The organism is Martinezella miluonensis (assembly GCF_900094545.1).
Taxonomy (GTDB): Bacteria; Pseudomonadota; Alphaproteobacteria; order Rhizobiales; family Rhizobiaceae; genus Rhizobium; species Rhizobium miluonense.
The window spans coordinates 15,464-34,888 of record NZ_FMAH01000001.1 but is presented as its reverse complement, the minus strand read 5'-3'; the positions used below and the strand labels follow the sequence as shown (position 1 = coordinate 34,888).

Sequence of the window (19,425 nt, the reverse complement as noted above, 5' to 3'; positions counted from 1 at the left end):
TCCATAGATTTGCTGCTTATTCCGCCGCAGGAATCTGCTTGTTGCCCTTGTCCGACTTGCCGTCTGTCGATGCCGCATCGTTGGCGGCGGGCTTGGCATGCCGACGGCGCCAGTCGCCGAGGAAGAGCAGGATCGGCGCTGCGATGAAGATCGACGAGGCGCCAGCGACAAGTATGCCGAACACCATCGGGATCGCGAAGCTGGAGACGGCGCTACCGCCCCAGATCGCCATCGGCACCAGCGCCAGGAAAGCGGTGGCGTTGGTATAGAGGCTTCGCGCCAGGGTCTCGTTGATCGACCTGTCGATGATCTCGCGCAGCGGCATCGACTTGTAAAGCCGCATATTTTCACGCATGCGGTCATAGACCACGACCTTGTCGTTCACCGAATATCCCACAAGCGTCAGGATCGCGGCGATGGCCGTCAGGTTGAAATCGAGGCCGGTGATCGCGAAGAAGCCGATCGCCTTGGTGACGTCGAGCACCAGTGTGACAATGGCGCCGACCGCAAACGGCCATTCGAACCGCACCCAGATGTAGACGAGCATCGCCAGGCTGGCGATCACGACCGACAGGATGCCGGCCCAGGCAAGCTCGCCCGAGACCTTCGGGCCGATGACATCGGTGCCTTCAATGGTTGCGGCTGGGTCGATCTTGGTGATTTCTGCCTTGAGCTTGGTCACCGCTGCTGTCTGTGCCTCTTCGCCGCCGTCCTGGCGCTGGGCGCGGATAAGGATGCTGTTGTTGTCGCCGAAAGACTGCAGTGCGATTTCGCCGAGGCCGAGCGTGTTCAGGCCCTCGCGGAACGTCGACAAATCGGCCGCGTCCTTGGTCTTGACCGACATCTGGATGCCGCCGCGGAAATCGACGCCGTAGTTGAGGCCAGGATGGATGAACAGTACCACCGAGGCGATCGACAGGATCGCCGAGACGGTGACGCCAAAGAAGCGGGCCTTCATGAAGTGAATGTGCTTGTCATAGGGGCTGAAGGGGATCAGCGGCCTGATGTTGAGCACCTTCAGCTTGCGGCGGCGGGTGATGGCGATCATCACGACGCGTACGAAGGCGACGGAGGTGAACATCGAGATGATGAGGCCGAGACCCATGGTCACGGCAAAGCCGCGAACCGGGCCAGAGCCAAAGTAGAATAGGATGGCGGCCGCGATCAGGGCCGTCATGTTGCCGTCGATAATCGTCGAATAAGCCTTCCTGAAGCCGTTATCGATGGCGGCGAATGCGCCGCGGTCCTTGCGGGTTTCTTCGCGGATACGCTCGTTGATGAGAACGTTGGCATCAACCGCAAGGCCGATACCGAGGACGATGCCGGCGATGCCGGGCAGCGTCAGCGTGGCGCCAACCAGCGTCAGGGCCGAGAAGGTCAGGATCGTGTGGACGAGCAGTGCAACATTCGCGAGAATCCCCCAGGCGCCGTAGAGCACGAAGATGAAGGCGGCAACCAAGACGAAGCCTACCAGGCCGCTATAGATGCCCTTCTGGATCGCATCGGCGCCGAGGTCAGCGCCGACGGTGCGTTCTTCGATGACGGTCAATTTGGCCGGGAGCGCGCCGGCGCGCAACAGGGCGGCGAGCGTGGTGGCGCTGTCGGCGGTGAAGTTGCCGGAGATCTGACCCGAACCGCCGGTGATCGGCTCGCGGATATTCGGTGCACTCAGCACCTTGTTGTCGAGCACGATGGCAAAAGGCTTGCCGACATTTTCGCGGGTGATTTCAGCGAAACGATTGGCACCGGCGCTGTCGAAGCGGAAGGTGACAAGCGGCTCATGCGTGTTTGGATCGAAGCTGACGCGGGCGTCCGTCAGACGGTCGCCGGACAGTTCGATACGGTCGAGCACCGGATAGCTGTTGCCCCGCTCGTCCTTCAGGATGGTGACGCCGGGGCCAGGATTGTTCGGATCGACGCTGTCGGCAAGCAGGTGGAAGGACATCTTTGCAGTCGAGCCGAGAAGCTCACGCAGACGCGACGGGTCCTGTGCCCCCGGAAGCTGGACTAGAACGCGGTTCGGGCCGACGCGCTGGATGGTCGGCTCGGCGACGCCGACCTGGTCGACACGCTTGCGGATGACTTCGAGGCTCTGCTGAACGGCGGAATCGACGTTGGCCGAAATACCCGCCTGCGAGAAAGACATGGCGATCGCCGCACCGTTCGGTGCGATGTTGAGATCGGACTGACCTGCCGAGAGGCCCGACGTGACCGTGTTGGCAAGCGTGCGCAGCTGCGTCACCGCATCGTTGCTCTGCGAGGCATCGTTAATCGTCACCACCACCTGATTGCCGTTGCGGACGACCGAGCGGGTCTGGATGTTCTTGTCGCGCAACACGCGGCGCGCGTCCTGCTGCAGCGATTGCAGCCGGCCGTTCGTCAGATCCTTCTCGTCGACTTCGAGCACGAGATAGGAGCCGCCGCGAAGGTCGAGACCGAGCGGAACCTGGCTATGCGGCAGCCAGGAGGGGATTTTGTCGAGCGCTGACGGCGGCAGCGCGTTCGGCAGGGCGATCAGAAGGCCAATCAGGATGACCACTGTATAAAGCGCCACGAGCCATGGTGAGGTACGCATGGGTATTATCCTTGAAAATATGCTTATGCCGGCGGCCTGGCCGCTGGCGGACTGAAGATCATGTCGGGAATGCAGCGCGTCTGCGCCGACCGCTTAGGCGAGCCTGCTTGGAGGACCGCGAGCGAGATAGGCGCGAAGTGCCAGGGTTTCGAGCCGCGAGACGTTGTCCGCATGGCGCGGCTGCCAGGGTGTGGCCGGATATCCGAGGGAGGGAAGGGCAGTAAGCGTTGCAGGCCCTATGTCGTGCCAGGTGGCCTTCGGCGTCACTAGCCGATCGGCGACGAGAGTGCCGCGAACCGGATCCCGCAGAGAAAGGTAGAGTGGCTGGCTTTCCCTACCGGAAGAGAGAGCATCTGCATCCGCCCGCGTGGCAAGGTTGATGCCGCCGCCAAGCGCTAGCCCGATATAGGCGAAAAATGCGACGAACAGCGAGGCAATCACGCGCGCTCCGGCGCGGTGCGTCCTGTCGTCTCTATCTTCGCTGTCGGCAGCGCCGAATTCGAGTGGGCTCAACGGTCAGAAATGCCTTCTTTCCTTTGCCGGCGCGAACTCCGGCGGTTCGGTCATGATATCAGGACGCCTCGCGCCTTCATAGTGCGTCCCGTCATGATGCACTTGCGCCGGCCGGTCAACCGTCCCGGCGCGATTTCTTCCATGACAGGACTATCGGGCATCACGGCTTCGGCGCCAGGCAGCTTGCCGGAACGCGATAGGCATAGAGTGTATCGCCCTTCATATCGCCGAAGGGAGGCGACCAGCTCTTGATGAGCTCGGCCTGGCCTTCGGGGCAGGTGATCGGATCGGTGTCGACGAACAGCACCGGACGGGTCACATTGGCGGGTAGGGAGAAATCCTGCTCGTAATAGTTCTTCGGGAAGCCGCCGAAATTGCGGGCGTAGATGTGGAATGGCTTGCCCTTCAGCGTATAGAAGAGATCGGCAAGGATGGCGCGATCCGACGCCACGATATCAGGCAGCTTTGCAGTCGTAGAGATATCGGCGATTTCCAGGCTGACGATGCTGCGGCCGACATAGCGCTTCATGACGAGATCGCCGTTCGGCATTTTGACATCAAGCGCGAGAACGGTCAGCACCGGGATGACGATGGCGACGATCGCGCCGATGATCAGCGAGGTGACCAGCCCCTTCTTCGTCAGGCGATAGAGCAGCAGGACTGCAAGAATAGTGCCTGCAGCATAGGCGGCGACAGCCCAGTTGGCATAGGCCTTGGCGAAGAGGGCCTGCAGAGCGATCAGGATCACCACCGGCATGGATAGCCAGAACAGCAATTTCTCCTTGTCGTCGCTTTGCCCGCGGATCAGCCGCCAGGTCGCCCACAAAAGCGCATAGAATACGACTGGACCGACCACGCCGAACTGCGCTCCGACGAAGTTGAGCCCGTTGAGGAGATGCTTCAGCGGGCTGGCCCCGCTGCCACCTGTGCTCCACCGGGCGATGCTTCCGGTGTGTTTTACGGTCGCTGCGTCATGCGTGAGGTTCCACCAAAGATTGGGCGCAACGACGATGGCACCGACGACGGCGGCAATTGCGACGTCCCGCCAGGCGATGCGCGCGGAGCGCAGCGTCAGCATGGCGATGCCCACGCCCGGCAGCAGGAAGAGCACGGAGTATTTCGTCATGAAGGCGAGGCCGAGGCCGAGGCCGAGGATCAGAGCTTCGGAAACGGAAGAACGCCTGGTCAGGCCGATAAAGGCCCAGATGGCAATCGTGATGAACAGGATCTGGATCGTGTCGGTCGACACCAGCACGGCCGAAAGCGATGCGGCCGGCAGGGTGATGAAGATGACGCCGGCCCAGGGGGCAATATTGCGCCCTTCTTCTCCATCGAACAGCCGTCGCGTCGTCACCATCAGCATCAGGGCGGTGGCGAGATGAAAAAGCGGCGCCGAGATGCGGATCCAGAATGTCGAGTCCGATCCCGAGATCGTATTGAAGAAGCGGATGACCCAGGCAATCATCGGCGGCTTGGAATAATAGCCGAAATCCAGGTTCTGACCCCAGAACCAATATTGCGCCTCGTCGACGAACAGGTCCGTCCTGTTGATCAGCAACATGAGCACGCGCCAGAGCGTCACTCCGAAGATGATCGCAAGCGCTGTTCCCAGCGAAAGCTTCTGGGTATTCGTTCGGGATTGGGTCGTATCGGACATTAAATGATAGATCTCGGTGCCAGGTCGTGAGGCTTAATACGGAACTATCAAGCCTAATGCTAGCGGCCGGCGAACGAGAAAGATGGCGAAGCGGCGCCCTGTCTCAAAGTGCAAAGGGCTTCGCGCCCGACCCTGCGGCCCGGAGATATCGGGTTCGACATCGTTAGAGGATGCGAGAGGCCTTGCCGCGGGCTTCTTCGATGCGGCACAGAAGCATGAAGGCCGCGAGCGTCATGCTGGCCATCAGCGAAGCGGTCAAACCAAGAACAATCATTGCTCTCTCCGTATCGACATCGAAGGTGTCTACGCCTGGAGCAGTAGGGTATGAAGCTTGCTCGTGACTTGCGTCCAGGCGCGTTTGCTGTCGGGCCGAAGGCGCAGAAAAGTAACATCTAAATTAGATGCGATCGAAACAAGACGGTCGGTCCGAGGTCATTAACCTTCGGGCAAGGAATTAACCATAAATAATGAGCCTGAACGTCGGAATGGGAAAATTGTGACTCGTTCTCAAAAGGCATGAAGCCGCCCCGTCGTACCGGGTTCGATCCGGTATCCATCTCATCAAACAGGTCCGCACAAGACTTTGATGAACGAGCGAGCTTTAGCGCCTCGATCATTTGATCGCCGGCCGCCTATGCTTTTCCTCGCGTCCTCATCGCGCCTGGCGCGGATCATCAGCGGTTTCGCCGGCGCTTGAGCGTGCGGCATTTCGGCGGGGACGATTTTGGCGCAGGATTCGCCGTCAGATCAGGCAGGTAGGGCGCAGGCTGGCAGCCTTCGCGACCGCTTGCGTTTTGCTGGTCTCGATGCCGGACAATGCGAGACGCTGCGCCGCAACCGGCCGATGCTCGAGGCCCATCTCAAAGCCGGCCTGCGCGATCTCTTCCGCCGGTTCCAGGCCTTTCCCGACGCCGCGCGCAATTTCACCAGCGAAAGCCAGCTCGAACGGCTCCAGGATCTGCAGTCCTCGCATTGGGATGTGCTGACGGATGCCCGCTTCGACAGCCTCTATGCAGAGCGCGTCAAGGTTTTATCCGACAGTGAGAGCAAGATGGGGCTCGACCCGCGCTGGCACGTTGCCGGCCATGGCGTCATGCTGGAGCATATTCTTACCGGTCTCGTCGAAGAGTTGGGCGGTCGCGCCATCCTGCCCGGAGCCAAGCGCCGTGCCCGCGAATTGAGCGAGCTGGTCACATCAGTCGTTCGCCTTGTCATGGTCGATGTCGAAATCGCCGTGTCCCTGCGTTTCAACGAAATGCGGGTCGGCCATCAGCGCATGCTGGTTGAGCAACGGGCTGCAGATCGTGCCGAGGCGACCGCCTTCATCGCCGAGGTCGCCAATGGTCTTGCCGATCGCGATCTGACGACCCGGATGCCGACCGATTGTCCCGAGGCTTATGCGGAAGTCGCGGAAGTTTTGAATGCGGCGCTGGCGGACATCCAGCAGCAGTTTTCGGCTCTGGCTGGCGGCGTGCAGACGGCGGAGGCGACAAGCGAAAGCATTTCCCGCTTTTCGAAATCCCTCGCGGAAAATTCGGCCGAACAGTCGCAGGGCCTCGCAGCCTCGGCGCGCCAGCTTGCCGAGCTTGCCGATCAGGTGCGCGGCAATGCCGCCAATACGCGCTCGGCTGAACGCGCGGCGGTATCGACGCGTACGGCTGCGGAAGACAGCGGCCGGATCGTCGGGCAGGCGATATCGGCCATGGCCGATATCGAGACCTCGGCCGAAAAGATCGGCCAGATCATCGGCGTCATCGATGAAATCGCCTTCCAGACCAATCTTCTGGCCTTGAATGCCGGTATCGAAGCCGCCCGCGCCGGCGATAGCGGCCGCGGCTTTGCCGTCGTTGCGCAGGAGGTTCGCGCCCTTGCGCAGCGTTCCGCCGATGCCGCCCGCGAAATCAAGGTTCTGGTGACGGGCACGAAGGCCCAGGTCGATGCGGGCGTGCAGATGGTCGGCCGCACGCAGGATGCGATCGGCAGCATCGTCCGCCAGGTGACCGACATCAATGAAGCCATCTCCGGGATCGCAGCGGCGAGCGACGTGCAAGTGGCCGGACTGCATTCGCTCTCGACGGATATTGGCGATTTCAGCACGCGCGCTGCCGCAGACGAAGGCCTGGCCGATCGTTCGCAGGAAGGCGCCGATCACCTCCAAACCGTTGTTGTCGAGCTTGGCCGCACCATCCGCGAGTTTCGCATCGAGCGCGAGCGGCGCCATGCGGCCGCTCCGGCACCGGTGAAGGCCGCTCAGCAGCGACAGCTTCCCGCCCGCGACGAATTCAACGTTGGGCGGGATGAGGACGAGATGGCCGATTTCGGCTTCCCGCTTCGCAGGGCCGCAATGGGAGGCGAACGGAATGCCTACTGATTTTACAGTTTTTTGCGCATTCGGGCCGGCGGGTCCGATTTCAGACAACAAGGAATGAAGCGATGCGTAGCAGGAAAGGCGAAAAGACAATCAGTCTGGCTGCGGTGCTGGACCTCAACGAGGCCTCGACGCTTCGCGGCAAGTTGATGGGGATGCGCGGCAGCAATGTCGTGATCGATGCGTCCGGCGTCGAAAGGATTGGGGCCCTGTGCATGCAGGTCATCATGGCTGCTGCCAAGACCTGGGATGAGGACAAGCTGTCCTTCACCTTCTCCAAGGTGTCGGACGCGTTTCAGAAAACGATGCAGATGATCGGGGTGGATATCTCTCACCTGCCTGCCAAGGAGATCCGGCAATGAAGAAAAAAGTACTGACCGTGGATGATTCGCGGACCATTCGAAACATGCTTCTTGTCACCCTCAATAATGCGGGTTTCGAGACTATTCAGGCTGAAGACGGAGTCGAAGGTCTGGAAATTCTGGAAGAAGCCAATCCGGATGTGATCGTCACCGATATCAACATGCCGCGCCTCGACGGCTTCGGCTTCATCGAGGGTGTGCGCCGGAACGACAGATATCGCGCCGTTCCCATCCTCGTCCTGACGACCGAGAGCGACGCTGAAAAGAAGAACCGTGCCCGCCAGGCCGGTGCGACCGGCTGGATCGTCAAGCCGTTCGACCCCGCCAAGCTGATCGATGCCATCGAGCGCGTAACCGCTTAAACAGGATCCGCCCCTTATGGATATGAACGAAATCAAAGAGATTTTCTTCCAGGAGTGCGAAGAGCAGCTCGCCGAACTGGAATCCGGTCTCCTGAAAATGAATGATGGCGACCGGGATCCGGAAACCGTCAATGCCGTCTTCCGCGCCGTTCATTCCATCAAGGGTGGGGCAGGAGCCTTCGGTCTGGACGACCTGGTCTCATTTGCTCACGTCTTCGAGACGACGCTCGATTGCGTTCGATCCAACAAGCTGGAGCCGACCCAGGACGTCCTGAAGGTGATGCTCAAGGCGGCCGACGTTCTGGCCGATCTGACCAACGCCGCCCGCGACGGCGGCAGTGTCGATCAGGCGCGCAGCCGCGGGCTGGTCAAGGAGCTGGAGGCACTGGCGAACGGCGATGTTCCTGCACCATCCGTCGCGGTCGTCGCAGAGGCGGCTCCCAAGCCAGCCGCAGCCCCTACGGATGACAGCGGTTTTCAGCCGATCCCCTTCAGCTTCGATGACGATTTCGGCGCCGACGAGCAATCCGCCAATGGCATGCCGGAATATGAAGTCAGCTTCAAGCCGCGCTCCGATCTCTATGCCAAGGGCAACGACGCCACGCTGCTGCTGCGCGATCTCGCGCGCCTGGGCGAGATGAGCGTCTATTGCGACGTGGATGCGCTGCCGGGCCTTCCCGAAATCGACCCGGAAGGGGCCTATTTCAAGTGGACGATCTCGATCAAGACGGACAAGGGCGAGGATGCCATCCGCACTGTCTTCGAGTTTGCCGAATGGGATTGCGAGCTCGATGTCCGGCCGGTCGGAGCTGATGCCGGTGCCTCAAGCGGTGAAGAGCTGCCGATGGTTCCTGTGCCCTTCGATCTTTCCGTCCTCGATGAGGAGCGCGCCGAGCCGGCGGCTGAGCCGATCGGGGAAGTGCCGCGGCCGAAGAGCGATGCCGCTGCGGCCGTTGCCGCAGCTGAAACCGCCAGCAACGTCACGCAGCTCGCCGCCGTTGCCGCACGCGTCGAAAAGAAGGAGGCAGCCCTTGCGGCTGCCGCCGCCGCCAATGCCGCCGCAGCAGCGCAGAATAACGCTGCAGCCGGTGTCGGCCAGACCATTCGCGTCGATCTCGATCGTGTCGACCGGCTGATCAATCTGGTCGGCGAGCTCGTCATCAACCAGGCGATGCTGTCCCAGAGCGTCATCGAGAATGACAACAATGGCGCGTCCTCGATCAACATGGGTCTCGAAGAGCTGCAGCAGCTCACCCGCGAGATCCAGGACAGCGTCATGGCGATCCGCGCTCAGCCGGTGAAGCCGGTCTTCCAGCGCATGTCACGCATCGTCCGCGAAATCGCCGACATGACGGGCAAGTCGATCCGCCTGATCACCGAGGGTGAGAACACCGAAGTCGACAAGACTGTCATCGACAAGCTTGCCGAACCGCTCACCCACATGATCCGCAATGCCGTCGACCACGGCATCGAAACCCCGGAAAAGCGCGCGACGCTCGGCAAGAATCCGGAAGGCACTGTTCGCCTGACGGCAAAGCACCGTTCGGGCCGCATCCTGATCGAGCTTGCCGACGACGGCGCCGGCATCAACCGCGAAAAGGTGCGCCAGAAGGCCATCGACAATGACCTAATCGCAGCCGACGCCAATCTTTCCGATGAGGAAGTCGACAACCTGATCTTCCTGCCGGGCTTCTCGACCGCCGACAAGATCTCCGACATTTCTGGCCGCGGCGTCGGTATGGACGTGGTCAAGCGCTCGATCCAGGCACTCGGCGGCCGCATCAACATCAGCTCCAGACCGGGGCAGGGCTCCGTCTTCACCATGAGCCTGCCGCTGACGCTTGCCGTCCTCGACGGCATGGTGGTGACGGTTGCCGGTCAGACACTGGTCGTACCGTTGACGGCGATCGTCGAAACGCTGCAGCCGGAAGCATCCGCCATCCATTCCTTCGGTGCAAACCATCGTCTGATCTCGATCCGCAACAGCTTCTGCCCGCTGGTCGATGTCGGTCGCATCCTGAACTTCCGCGCCACGCAGGCCAATCCGGTCGACGGCGTCGCTCTGCTGGTGGAATCCGAAGGCGGCGGTCAGCGCGCGCTGATGGTCGATGCCATCCAGGGGCAGCGTCAGGTCGTCATCAAGAGCCTCGAAGCGAACTACACGCATGTGCCCGGCATTGCGGCTGCAACCATCCTTGGCGATGGCCGCGTCGCATTGATCCTCGATGTCGATGCCGTGGTCGGCGCTTCGCGCGGCCAGTCGCTGAAGCCTGAAATATCTTACGCAGCGGCGGGGTAAGTCGATGTCCCATGCCGTCAAGAACATGATCCAGGGGGCCCGGGAGCTGATCGCCTTTCGGATCGGCGACCAGGAGTTCTGCGTCGACATCATGTCGGTTCGGGAAATTCGTGGCTGGACGCCGGCAACCGTCATGCCGCATGCGCCTGCCTATATGCTTGGCGTCGTCAACTTGCGCGGTGCCGTACTGCCGATCATCGATCTTTCGAGCCGGCTGGGCATGAAGAATGCGGAGCCGACGGCGCGGCATGTGATCATTGTGGCGCAGGTCAACCGCAAGGTGGTGGGCCTTCTCGTCGATGCCGTCTCGGACATTCTGACGATCACCGATGACAGTGTCCAGCCGACGCCAGATGTCTCGTCCGACCATGAACGGCAGTTCGCGCGCGGCATCGTCGCCATCGACCGCCGCATGATCTGCCTGATCGAACTGGAAGCCCTGTTCCCCGAGAGTGAAAGCGAAGCTGCATGAATGTGATGGGAGCAATAGATCTCAAGGCATCGCCGGACGAGGTCCTGGCTAGCGGTGAATATCCGCTGACCCGGCGCGATCTCGCCGAGATCGCCGCCATGATCTATGCGGATGCCGGTATTTCCCTCAATGAAAGCAAGGCGTCGCTGGTCTATTCGCGGCTGTCGAAGCATATTCGCGCGCTGGGTCTGCCGGGCTTCCGCGATTATTGCCTGCTGGTTTCTTCGCCGGCGGGAAGTGCGGCGCGGCGCGAGATGCTGTCGCATCTGACGACCAACTTCACCCGCTTCTTCCGCGAGAACCACCATTTCGATCATCTGCGCACTGAGGTCCTGCCGGGCCTGCTGGCACGCGCCAAGGCCGGCGGCCGCGTGCGGATCTGGTCTGCCGCCTGCTCCGACGGCCAGGAGCCTTACTCGATCGCTCTGACGGTTCTGGCGCTCATGCCGAATGTCGCGGAGCTCGATTTTAAGATCCTGGCGACGGATATCGATCCGAAGATCCTCGGTCTCGCCCGTGCCGGCGCCTATGACGAAGCAGCGCTGGAAACGATCTCGCCCGCGATGCGCAAGCAATGGTTCCAGGAAGTCAATGTTCAGGGGCGCCGCAAATTTCAGATCGATGACCGCGTCAAGCGGCTCATTACCTTCAACGAGCTGAACTTGATGGCGCAGTGGCCCTTCAAGGGCACCTTCGACGTCATCTTCTGCCGCAACGTCGTCATCTATTTCGACGAACCGACGCAGGTGAAGATCTGGTCGCGTTTCGCCGGTCAGTTGCAGGAGGGCGGCCACCTCTATATCGGCCATTCCGAGCGTGTCGCTGGGGAATCGAAACATCTCTTCGATAACATCGGCATCACGACCTATCGCTATCTTGGCAAAAACGCGGGGAGGAAACCATGAGCGCCGCTGCCCGTGTTCTCGTTGTCGACGATTCTCCGACCATGCGTGGCCTGATCACTGCGGTGCTACGCTCCGACCCCGAGGTTGACGTCGTCGGCCAGGCCGGTGATGCGCTCGAGGCGCGCGCCGCAATCAAGGCTCTCAATCCGGATGTCGTCACACTCGATATCGAGATGCCGAACATGAACGGCCTCGAATTTCTGGAAAAGATCATGACGCTGCGGCCCATGCCGGTCATCATGGTTTCGACCCTGACGCATCGCGGCGCCGATGCGACGCTCGCAGCCCTGGAAATCGGTGCGTTCGATTGCGTCGGGAAACCCTCGCCGAGCGAGCCGCATCCCTTCGGCGACCTGGCGGAGAAGGTTAAGGCTGCTGCCCGTTCGCAGCGACAATATGTCAAGCCTGCCGCACAACGCGCGCCGGTGCAGGCCGTCGCCGATTTCCGCGTCGGTCGCAAGATCGTTGCCATCGGTTCGTCCACCGGCGGCGTCGAGGCGTTGATCAATGTGCTGCAGAAATTTCCGGCCAATTGTCCGCCGACGGTCATCACCCAGCATATGCCTCCGACGTTTACGCGCAGCTTTGCCGAACGTCTGAACCGCCTCTGCGCACCTGTCGTGGAAGAGGCGACTGATGGTGCGCGATTGGCGATCGGCAAGATCTATCTGGCGCCCGGCGGCGAAAGGCACCTGCGGGTTGCCAACGCTTCGGCACCCCATTGCCGTCTGGTAGACGGCGGGCCGGTAAACGGCCATCGCCCTTCCGTCGACGTGCTTTTCGATTCGGTTGCCGAACTGGCAGGCCGCAACGCCGTCGGCGTAATCCTGACCGGCATGGGGCGCGACGGCGCCGCCGGTCTCCTCAAGATGCGCCACGCCGGTGCGCGCACCATCGGCCAGAACGAGAAGACCTGCGTGGTCTACGGTATGCCGAGGGTCGCCCACGAGCTCGGCGCCGTCGAACAACAGTTTCCGCTGAATGCCATTGGCGAGGAAATTCTGAAAATCACAGCCGCCCGAAAGGAAGGGAGCGAATAATGTCTCTAGCGGAGAAAATCAAAGTTCTGATCGTCGACGATCAGGTCACCAGCCGCCTCTTGTTGAGCGATGCGCTGACGCAGCTCGGCTTCAAGCAGATCACGGCGGCCGGCGACGGTGAACAGGGGATGAAGATCATGGAGCAGCAGCCCCATCATCTGGTCATTTCCGACTTCAACATGCCGAAGATGGATGGGCTCGGCCTGCTGCAGGCCGTCCGTACCAATCCGACGACGAAGAAGGCCGCCTTCATCATCCTGACGGCACAGGGCGACCGCGCGCTGGTTCAGAAAGCGGCTCAGCTCGGGGCCAACAATGTTCTGGCGAAGCCCTTCACCATTGAAAAGATGAAAGCAGCCATCGAGGCCGTGTTCGGAGCATTGAAATGATCGTTGAGGGTGCTGCCCGTCGCGTGCACATCATCCAGGGCGAGTATAAGGTTCTAAGCGATCCGGATGTGGTGTTGACCACCATTCTTGGTTCCTGTGTGGCGGCCTGCCTGCGCGACCCGATCGCCGGCGTCGGCGGCATGAACCATTTCCTCCTTCCGGGAATGGCAAGCTCGCCGATGAGCGGTGGTGATGCGACGCGATACGGCGTGCACCTGATGGAACTTCTGATCAACGGCCTCCTGAAGAAGGGTGCGCGTCGCGACCGGCTGGAGGCAAAAGTCTTCGGCGGTGCCAAGACGATCGCTACCTTCTCCAATGTCGGCGAGCAGAATGCAGCCTTTGCCATGCAGTTCTTGAAGGACGAAGGCATCCCCGTCGTCGGTTCCAGCACCGGCGGCGAACATGGGCGCAAGGTCGAATATTGGCCGATCTCCGGACGAGCCAGACAATACCCGCTAACCGGTGCGGAGACGCAGAAGACCGTGGCGCTGGAACAGCGTCCGGTCGTCGCTCCGAAGCCGGTCGACAATACGATCGAATTTTTCTGATCAACGAGGCAACCGCATGACTTCCTTCCAGCGCGCTGAAATGACTGCCAACGAGGACATGCTTCCGGCTATCTTGCTGCGCATCGTTTCCGAATTGCACGACGTCGCCTATCTGATCGAACGCATCGAGCCGCAGCTGCTCGATGTCGGCGGCGCCAAGGTGCTGGAATCGCCCGGGACGATGAAGGTCATACAGGGCATCGACCTCGCGGTGCAGAAAACGCGCGGCATCGCCGAGTTCATCGATACCATTGCCGGCACCATGCCGGAGGGATGGACGGTCGATCTCGCGGCGGCATTGAGCCTCGTCAAGCTGACCGAGATGCAGAAGGCGCTTAGTGGCGGCAATTTTCACTCCCTTCCCCAGCCCATGGCAAAGGCTGCCGGCGACTTCGATTTCTTCTGATCGGGCATCCGCAACGGATATTGTTTTTCTTATATAATTCTCTCCGTTTCTCCCCGGCTTTTTCCTTCTGGCAAGGCCGGACGAAACGCTCGCACAAGTTTCGATTTCTATTTTCGCTACAGAGCACAAAGCCATCAGGTCTTTGACGAATCGTGCGAGAACAGAATGAATCTGTTAAATCAATTAGTTCCCCTATTCCGGAATCTCCAGAATCTGGGCAGAACGCGCCTGCTGATTATGGGTGGCGTCGCCGCAGCTTCCATTGTGATGGTCCTTCTTGCGGCCCTTTACGTTAACAAGCCCGCCCAGGAGACACTTTATGTCGGCCTGGATGCGACCGATCTCAATCAGATCAGCATTGCGCTCGCAGAAGCAAAGATCAATTTTCAGGTTGGTACCGACGGCACGAGCCTGACCGTTCCGGCCGGGATGACCGGCAAGGCTCGTGCGCTGCTTGCCGAACGCGGCCTGCCCAGCAGCGGCAAAGCCGGCTACGAACTCTTCGACAATGTCGGTTCGCTCGGCCTGACCTCCTTCATGCAGGAAGTCACCCGCGTCCGCGCGCTCGAAGGCGAAATCGGCCGCACCATCACTTCCATCGCAGGCATCAGCGCCGCACGCGTTCACATCGTCATGCAGGATGTCGGCAATTTCCGCCGGGCGGACCAGAAGCCGACGGCCTCGGTGATGATCCGCGCCAGTGCGGATGCGGCCCGCAAATCGGCGCCGGCCATCCGTCATCTGGTTGCCTCCGCCGTTCCGGGCCTGGAGGTCGACGACGTTACGATCCTCGATTCGACCGGCCAGCTGCTCGCATCGGGCGACGATCCCAGCAACGGCGCGCTCAGCCGTAATCTCGGCATCGTGCAGAACGTGCAGGGCGAGATCGAAGGCAACATCAACAAGGCGCTCGCACCGTTCCTCGGCATGGACAATTTCCGTTCCAGCGTAACGGCACAGCTCAATACCGACAGCCAGCAGGTCAAGGAAACCACCTTCGATCCGGAATCGAAGGTCGAGCGTTCCGTCCGCACGGTAAAGGAAGCGCAGAAGTCGCAGCAGAGCCAGCCTGATACGGCCGCGACCGTGGAACAGAATATCCCGCAGGCGGCTCCGAAATCCGGCGGCAACTCGCCGACGTCGAACGATCAGTCCGACAAGCGCGAAGAGCAGACCAACTACGAAATCAACAGCAAGACGACGGCGACAACCCGCAACAGCTACAAGATCGAAAAGCTCTCCGTAGCCGTGGTGGTCAACAGGGGCCGCATCGCCCAGATGCTCGGCGAAGGCGCCGACCAGGCGAAGGTCGATGCCTATATCGCCGAAATGCAGAAGATCGTTGCAACGGCTGCAGGCGTCGATCAGACTCGTGGCGACGTCGTCACCGTCAATGCGATGAACTTCCTCGACAATCAGCTGCTCGAAGACACCTCTTCAAGCTTCAGCATCATGGACATGCTGAGCCGTAACCTCGCGGGCATCATCAATTCGCTGGCCTTCGTTGCGGTTGCCTTCCTGATCGTCTGGATGGGCTTCCGTCCGCTGATCCGCTCGCTTGGTGGCGGCGCGGCTGGTGCCACGGCCCTGCCGGAGGCGGCCGGCCTGGAATTGCCGGACTTCGCTCCCGCCGTGGGCGGTCCCGGTGCCGCGCTCATGGACGGCTTCGGCTCGGACTTCGGCTTCGACAGTACCGACGATCTGCTGACCATGGGCGACGACGCCGGCACCTTCAACCGCCGCGTCAAGGAAGGGCCCGAACGCCGCCTGTCGCGTATGGTGGAAATCAGCGAAGAGCGCGCCGCAAAAATCCTTAGAAAATGGGCCGTCGACCAGGCTGCCTGACGGAACGACCGGGAGAGATCCCGGTCGTTTGCATTTTTGGGCTGCTGTCCTCCGCCGTCAGCCAAGTTACGGGCTTCACTGTGGCCAGTTAGCCGCGATCAAGTAATTTGACGTGTTCGTAAGATGGAATTTCAGCGGATATACGTTGCTGGGTAGAAAGAATCGACCTACAAATAGTGTGACTATATGTCGTAGCCGTTTAACTGGCGCGAATCGGCCCTCGATTTATGTATTTCGCAAGTTCTTGGAACTTGCAGAGTTCGAGGGACGGAACAATCGGTTCATGGTTCGTAGATCGTGTCCGCAGTGCTTATGCTGGTACGATTGCCGACGTGAAAACCAATACCGGGTGCGTTCTCCCGCCCTGCCTTCACCGGGATGTGTTTGTGTCGCGGTAAATAATGATTCGGCTCTGATGCCTTCTGGAAAATCGCGATCGGTTTTTCTGGGCGATGTGACGGGTTTCGACGGAATGATGCTCTCGTTGACGACAGATCGTCCAACAGTGGCAGGAAATGCAGGAATGGACATACAGATATCGCAGTTGAGCAAAGGCGATAGGGATGCGCGGTCAACGGCATCAGCCGGCGCCATGTCGCGCGAGCAGCTCGTTCTTCAGCTGAGCGCCATTTCCGGCCCAACCTATCTGCAAGCCGGGCTGCGCGCGCTGGCGAACTACGCCGGTGCCTCGCACTATCTTCTGGCGCGCTGTGATTTCATCCAGGAAAGCGGCCTCGATTTCGTCGTCTCTTCCGACTGGCCCTTCGATCTCGTCAGGCGCCTGGCCTCCGAATTGACCAGCGGTTATGGCCGTATGGGCGAGCTGGAAAAGTGCATGTCGCTGTTCCAGCCGAGCCTGGCTTCTCTGCCTGAGGATATCGAGTTGCCGGAAGGCGTTGGCCGGCAATATCACGCGCTGACCCTCAATGTCGGCCGTACGCGCTTTTCCCTGATGCTGCTGGCTCGCGAATCGGCATCGCTCGCGTCGGAGCGCTTGCGCGATGTCGGTCTGCTGTCGGGCTACCTTGCCAGCTGCACCCGCTGCTTCGAGGACAAGCTGGAGCGCGATTTCGATCTGACCGACCGCGAGCTGGAATGCTTGTTCTGGATTGCCGAAGGCAAGACGAGCGATGAGATTGCCATGATCCTCGGGATATCGCGCAACACCATCAACAACTACATCACCAGCGTCATGCGCAAGACCGCCACCAAGACCCGGTCCGAGGCTATTGCCTTTGCCGTGCGAAACAACCTCGTTTGAAGGCTCGTTGAATGCGATATCAGCCAGACAGGACGATGGACATGCCGACAGAAGCGCGGCTGACCCGCTCGGGCCGGATTTCTGGTCGCTCCGATCTCTTCCCGAAGCTGGTATCGATGCTGAAGCTGATCGATGCACAGCACTTCGCGGTCTACCGCCTTCACGGCTCCGGCCTGCCGCATAAGCAACGTCTGGTCTGCGAGCTCGACAACTGGGGCTCCGCCAATTCCGTCATTGCCAAGTCTTTCGTGGATGCCTACGGCGACGCCATGATCGAGCACATCGACAAGTCGCTGCTTCCGCTCATGTGGAATGGCCGCGATAGCGACAGCACCGCCGAGACGCCCGACTTTGCGGCCTTTACGCAGCGCCTGAAACCCCATCTCTTGCCCTTCGCCGGCGTTGCTTTTCCCGTGCGGCTCGGAGCCGTAGGCAATGGCTACGTCGTCTTCACGGCGAAATTCATGGATCTGGCGAGTGACATGATCGTCGAATTGCATGGCCGCAGCTGTCAGATCATGATGGAGCTACTGTCGCTGGACGAACGCCGCTCTCAGGCGGCCGAAGCGCTGAGCGAGCGCGAGATCGCCTGCCTGCAGCTGGCCGGCGACGGGCGCATCAGCGAAGAAATCGCAGAAAAACTGGGATTGTCGGTTCATACCGTCAACGCCTATCTCGGATCGGCAACGATCAAGCTCGACAGCGTCAATCGCATCCAGGCGATCGCGAAGGCGATCCGCTTCGGCTACATAAGCTGACAGTGCAGCGCCTCGGCGGATAGCTTCGCAGGTCTTCGTTTTTCTTCAGGGGTTCAGAATGCGTGCACTGTTTCGCCGTGGGTGACGTAACGTGCATCCTTCAGACTGCGTGCGAGAAGTGCCGTGTTCTCGTCCGGATCGGCAGATGCCCTGTCGAAGGCGATATGGTTGATTTCGATGCCGGCGTAGTGCTCCGTCAGGGCAAGCTTGGCATAGATGGTGACGCCCTGCGGTTTGATCTCCAGATCGAGCGTCACTTCGGCCGGGCCGCCCCAATCGAGCTTATAGTCGCCACCGAGCCCGAAATTGACCACGCCTGGAAGGAAATAGAGCTCAGCGGCCGAGGCCACGAGGTCAGCAAGATTACCGTAGCGTTCGAAACGCAGCAGCGAGATCAAGTCGGCGGCATCGAGAAGACGCAGCTCGCTTGCGACGGGGCTGATGGCTTGGGCAAGTATTTGTTCGCGCTGGGCAGAGTAGGGGCATTTTTTCATATGGTTTATCGTACCCGTTTTCTATTTGACTGCACGGCATAGATCCGATGGATAAGTTCGGCGACCGCCTTGTAAAATACTGACGGTATGACGCTATCAACCGAGACTTGCGCAAACATGGAGCGAGCGAGGGGCGGATCTTCGAAAACGGGAATATTGTTGGCTTCCGCTATCTCCCTGATTTTCAAAGCGATCAGATCCTGGCCCTTGGCAACGACGACAGGTGCGTCGTTTTCCTCGCGTACATAGCGCAAGGCCACGGCAAAGTGAGTCGGGTTGGCGATGACGAGGGTCGCGCGCGGCACCTGCTTCATCATGCGCCGGCGGGCGCGGTCACGCGCGATCGAGCGCTGGCGCGACTTGACGATCGGGTCGCCCTGCGACTGTTTGTGTTCGTCCTTGACTTCCTGCTTCGTCATCCTCAGCTCGTCGAACCAGTGGTAACGGCTCCACAATATATCGGCGATGCCGACGACCGCGGTTGCGAGGAGCACGATGACCAGGATTCGCTGAACGATCGTCGCGAGCCGTACAAAGATGGTTTGCGGATCAGAAGCCATCGCGTCGATCGAATGGAAGAACTGGCTGCGCAGCACGAAAAACATGATGACGCTCACGATGACGATCTTCGTGAGAGACTTTCCGAATTCCACCAGGCCCGTCATGCTGAATATGCGCTTCCAGCCGGCAACGGGCGAGATCCGCGAGAACTGCGGCCTGATTCGCTCCAGCACCGGCGTCGGCAGGTTCTGGAACATCGAGGCGCCGATGCCGAAGGTCAGGAAGAGCACCACGGCGGGCAGCACCATGTTGGCGATTTCCCAGCCTATGCGGATGAAGAGCGAGATGGCGTCGGGGCCGGTCTCAAGCTTCCATTGATCCGGCTTTTCGAAGAGGTCACGCAGGATCTCGCCCATGCGGCCCATGCGTGCGGGCAGGAAGAAGGTGACGTAGATAACCGTCGCCAGCATAGTGGCAAAGATCGTTGCTTCCCTGGAATGCGGTACGTTACCCTTCTCCAGGGTGTCGCGGAGTTTTTTCTCCGTCGGGTTTTCTGTTTTACTGTCCTTGTCTTCGTCAGCCAAAGCAGCCGCCCTTTACGCAACGGAAACGGGCCGCGCTTCATACGCGGCCCTGAGCTTAGCACTCTAAGACAATTCAAGTGAGT

Annotated in this window: 18 protein-coding genes; 13 read left to right on the top strand and 5 right to left on the bottom strand. The window is 60.6% G+C overall.

What is annotated here, in order from left to right; translation table 11 throughout:
• Positions 1-16: 16 nt before the first annotated feature.
• The 3 genes from secD to GA0061102_RS00175 all read right to left on the bottom strand — a co-directional run bounded on the left by secD (position 17) and on the right by GA0061102_RS00175 (position 4,745).
• Positions 17-2,575, bottom strand: coding sequence for a protein translocase subunit SecD (secD, locus tag GA0061102_RS00185; protein WP_092842915.1), 2,559 nt, complete (start codon positions 2,573-2,575; stop codon positions 17-19).
• A 93-nt stretch (positions 2,576-2,668) separates the two neighbouring features.
• Positions 2,669-3,088, bottom strand: a complete 420-nt coding sequence (locus GA0061102_RS00180) for a hypothetical protein (protein WP_092842913.1) — start codon at positions 3,086-3,088, stop codon at positions 2,669-2,671.
• A gap of 160 nt (positions 3,089-3,248) precedes the next feature.
• A complete protein-coding gene (locus GA0061102_RS00175; RefSeq protein ID WP_092842911.1) occupies positions 3,249-4,745 on the bottom strand; it encodes an ArnT family glycosyltransferase in 1,497 nt (498 codons plus the stop codon).
• Between the two features lie 724 nt (positions 4,746-5,469).
• On the opposite strand from GA0061102_RS00175, the gene GA0061102_RS00170 reads away from it, so the two are divergent.
• The 13 genes from GA0061102_RS00170 (at position 5,470) to visR (ending at position 17,763) form a co-directional block, all read left to right on the top strand.
• The gene (locus GA0061102_RS00170) at positions 5,470-7,116 is read left to right on the top strand and encodes a globin-coupled sensor protein (RefSeq protein ID WP_092842908.1); all 1,647 of its coding nucleotides are present in this window, start codon (positions 5,470-5,472) and stop codon (positions 7,114-7,116) included.
• A 62-nt stretch (positions 7,117-7,178) separates the two neighbouring features.
• The gene (locus GA0061102_RS00165) at positions 7,179-7,475 is read left to right on the top strand and encodes an STAS domain-containing protein (RefSeq protein WP_092842905.1); all 297 of its coding nucleotides are present in this window, start codon (positions 7,179-7,181) and stop codon (positions 7,473-7,475) included.
• On the top strand, positions 7,472-7,837 hold the full coding sequence (cheY1, locus tag GA0061102_RS00160) for a chemotaxis response regulator CheY1 (RefSeq protein WP_004128526.1): 366 nt from the start codon (positions 7,472-7,474) through the stop codon (positions 7,835-7,837). Before GA0061102_RS00165 ends, cheY1 begins: the two co-directional genes overlap by 4 nt.
• Before the next feature lie 16 nt (positions 7,838-7,853).
• Positions 7,854-10,136, top strand: a complete 2,283-nt coding sequence (locus GA0061102_RS00155) for a chemotaxis protein CheA (RefSeq protein ID WP_092842903.1) — start codon at positions 7,854-7,856, stop codon at positions 10,134-10,136.
• A 4-nt stretch (positions 10,137-10,140) separates the two neighbouring features.
• Positions 10,141-10,608 (top strand): chemotaxis protein CheW, encoded by a 468-nt coding sequence (locus GA0061102_RS00150; RefSeq protein WP_092842901.1) that lies wholly within the window; start codon positions 10,141-10,143, stop codon positions 10,606-10,608.
• Complete coding sequence (gene cheR / locus GA0061102_RS00145) at positions 10,605-11,513, top strand: protein-glutamate O-methyltransferase CheR (protein ID WP_092842899.1); 909 nt, start codon at positions 10,605-10,607, stop codon at positions 11,511-11,513. Before GA0061102_RS00150 ends, cheR begins: the two co-directional genes overlap by 4 nt.
• Positions 11,510-12,553: a protein-glutamate O-methylesterase CheB gene (gene cheB / locus GA0061102_RS00140; RefSeq protein WP_092842897.1), complete on the top strand. Its 1,044-nt coding sequence runs from the start codon at positions 11,510-11,512 to the stop codon at positions 12,551-12,553. The genes cheR and cheB overlap by 4 nt, the downstream gene beginning before the upstream one ends.
• On the top strand, positions 12,553-12,942 hold the full coding sequence (locus GA0061102_RS00135) for a response regulator (protein ID WP_004128537.1): 390 nt from the start codon (positions 12,553-12,555) through the stop codon (positions 12,940-12,942). Before cheB ends, GA0061102_RS00135 begins: the two co-directional genes overlap by 1 nt.
• Positions 12,939-13,493, top strand: a complete 555-nt coding sequence (gene cheD / locus GA0061102_RS00130; RefSeq protein WP_092842895.1) for a chemoreceptor glutamine deamidase CheD — start codon at positions 12,939-12,941, stop codon at positions 13,491-13,493. Before GA0061102_RS00135 ends, cheD begins: the two co-directional genes overlap by 4 nt.
• Positions 13,494-13,509: 16 nt before the next feature.
• Positions 13,510-13,899 (top strand): chemotaxis protein CheT, encoded by a 390-nt coding sequence (cheT, locus tag GA0061102_RS00125; protein WP_092842893.1) that lies wholly within the window; start codon positions 13,510-13,512, stop codon positions 13,897-13,899.
• Positions 13,900-14,064: 165 nt separating this feature from the next.
• Complete coding sequence (gene fliF / locus GA0061102_RS00120) at positions 14,065-15,744, top strand: flagellar basal-body MS-ring/collar protein FliF (RefSeq protein WP_092842891.1); 1,680 nt, start codon at positions 14,065-14,067, stop codon at positions 15,742-15,744.
• 523 nt (positions 15,745-16,267) lie between these two features.
• Entirely contained in the window at positions 16,268-17,005 is a 738-nt protein-coding gene (visN, locus tag GA0061102_RS00115; protein ID WP_092842889.1) for a transcriptional regulator VisN, read from the top strand.
• A gap of 11 nt (positions 17,006-17,016) precedes the next feature.
• Positions 17,017-17,763, top strand: coding sequence for a transcriptional regulator VisR (visR, locus tag GA0061102_RS00110; RefSeq protein ID WP_167667856.1), 747 nt, complete (start codon positions 17,017-17,019; stop codon positions 17,761-17,763).
• A gap of 53 nt (positions 17,764-17,816) precedes the next feature.
• Here the strand turns inward: visR and GA0061102_RS00105 are convergent, their stop codons facing one another.
• Together GA0061102_RS00105 and flhB are read right to left on the bottom strand one after the other, a co-directional pair.
• Positions 17,817-18,257, bottom strand: coding sequence for a hypothetical protein (locus GA0061102_RS00105; protein ID WP_092842887.1), 441 nt, complete (start codon positions 18,255-18,257; stop codon positions 17,817-17,819).
• Between the two features lie 5 nt (positions 18,258-18,262).
• Entirely contained in the window at positions 18,263-19,342 is a 1,080-nt protein-coding gene (gene flhB, locus GA0061102_RS00100; RefSeq protein WP_092842885.1) for a flagellar biosynthesis protein FlhB, read from the bottom strand.
• Between the last annotated feature and the right edge of the window lie 83 nt (positions 19,343-19,425).

Bases quoted from the DNA above. Each gene is read 5' to 3' on its own strand.
- visR (WP_167667856.1), top strand. From the start codon at position 17,017: ATGCGATATCAGCCAGACAGGACGATGGACATGCCGACAGAAGCGCGG.
- cheY1 (WP_004128526.1), top strand. From the start codon at position 7,472: ATGAAGAAAAAAGTACTGACCGTGGATGATTCGCGGACCATTCGAAAC.
- fliF (WP_092842891.1), top strand. From the start codon at position 14,065: ATGAATCTGTTAAATCAATTAGTTCCCCTATTCCGGAATCTCCAGAAT.
- cheR (WP_092842899.1), top strand. From the start codon at position 10,605: ATGAATGTGATGGGAGCAATAGATCTCAAGGCATCGCCGGACGAGGTC.
- GA0061102_RS00165 (WP_092842905.1), top strand. From the start codon at position 7,179: ATGCGTAGCAGGAAAGGCGAAAAGACAATCAGTCTGGCTGCGGTGCTG.
- GA0061102_RS00150 (WP_092842901.1), top strand. From the start codon at position 10,141: ATGTCCCATGCCGTCAAGAACATGATCCAGGGGGCCCGGGAGCTGATC.
- visN (WP_092842889.1), top strand. From the start codon at position 16,268: ATGGACATACAGATATCGCAGTTGAGCAAAGGCGATAGGGATGCGCGG.
- GA0061102_RS00175 (WP_092842911.1), bottom strand. From the start codon at position 4,745: ATGTCCGATACGACCCAATCCCGAACGAATACCCAGAAGCTTTCGCTG.
- cheB (WP_092842897.1), top strand. From the start codon at position 11,510: ATGAGCGCCGCTGCCCGTGTTCTCGTTGTCGACGATTCTCCGACCATG.
- secD (WP_092842915.1), bottom strand. From the start codon at position 2,575: ATGCGTACCTCACCATGGCTCGTGGCGCTTTATACAGTGGTCATCCTG.
- GA0061102_RS00155 (WP_092842903.1), top strand. From the start codon at position 7,854: ATGGATATGAACGAAATCAAAGAGATTTTCTTCCAGGAGTGCGAAGAG.
- cheT (WP_092842893.1), top strand. From the start codon at position 13,510: ATGACTTCCTTCCAGCGCGCTGAAATGACTGCCAACGAGGACATGCTT.
- cheD (WP_092842895.1), top strand. From the start codon at position 12,939: ATGATCGTTGAGGGTGCTGCCCGTCGCGTGCACATCATCCAGGGCGAG.
- GA0061102_RS00135 (WP_004128537.1), top strand. From the start codon at position 12,553: ATGTCTCTAGCGGAGAAAATCAAAGTTCTGATCGTCGACGATCAGGTC.
- GA0061102_RS00105 (WP_092842887.1), bottom strand. From the start codon at position 18,257: ATGAAAAAATGCCCCTACTCTGCCCAGCGCGAACAAATACTTGCCCAA.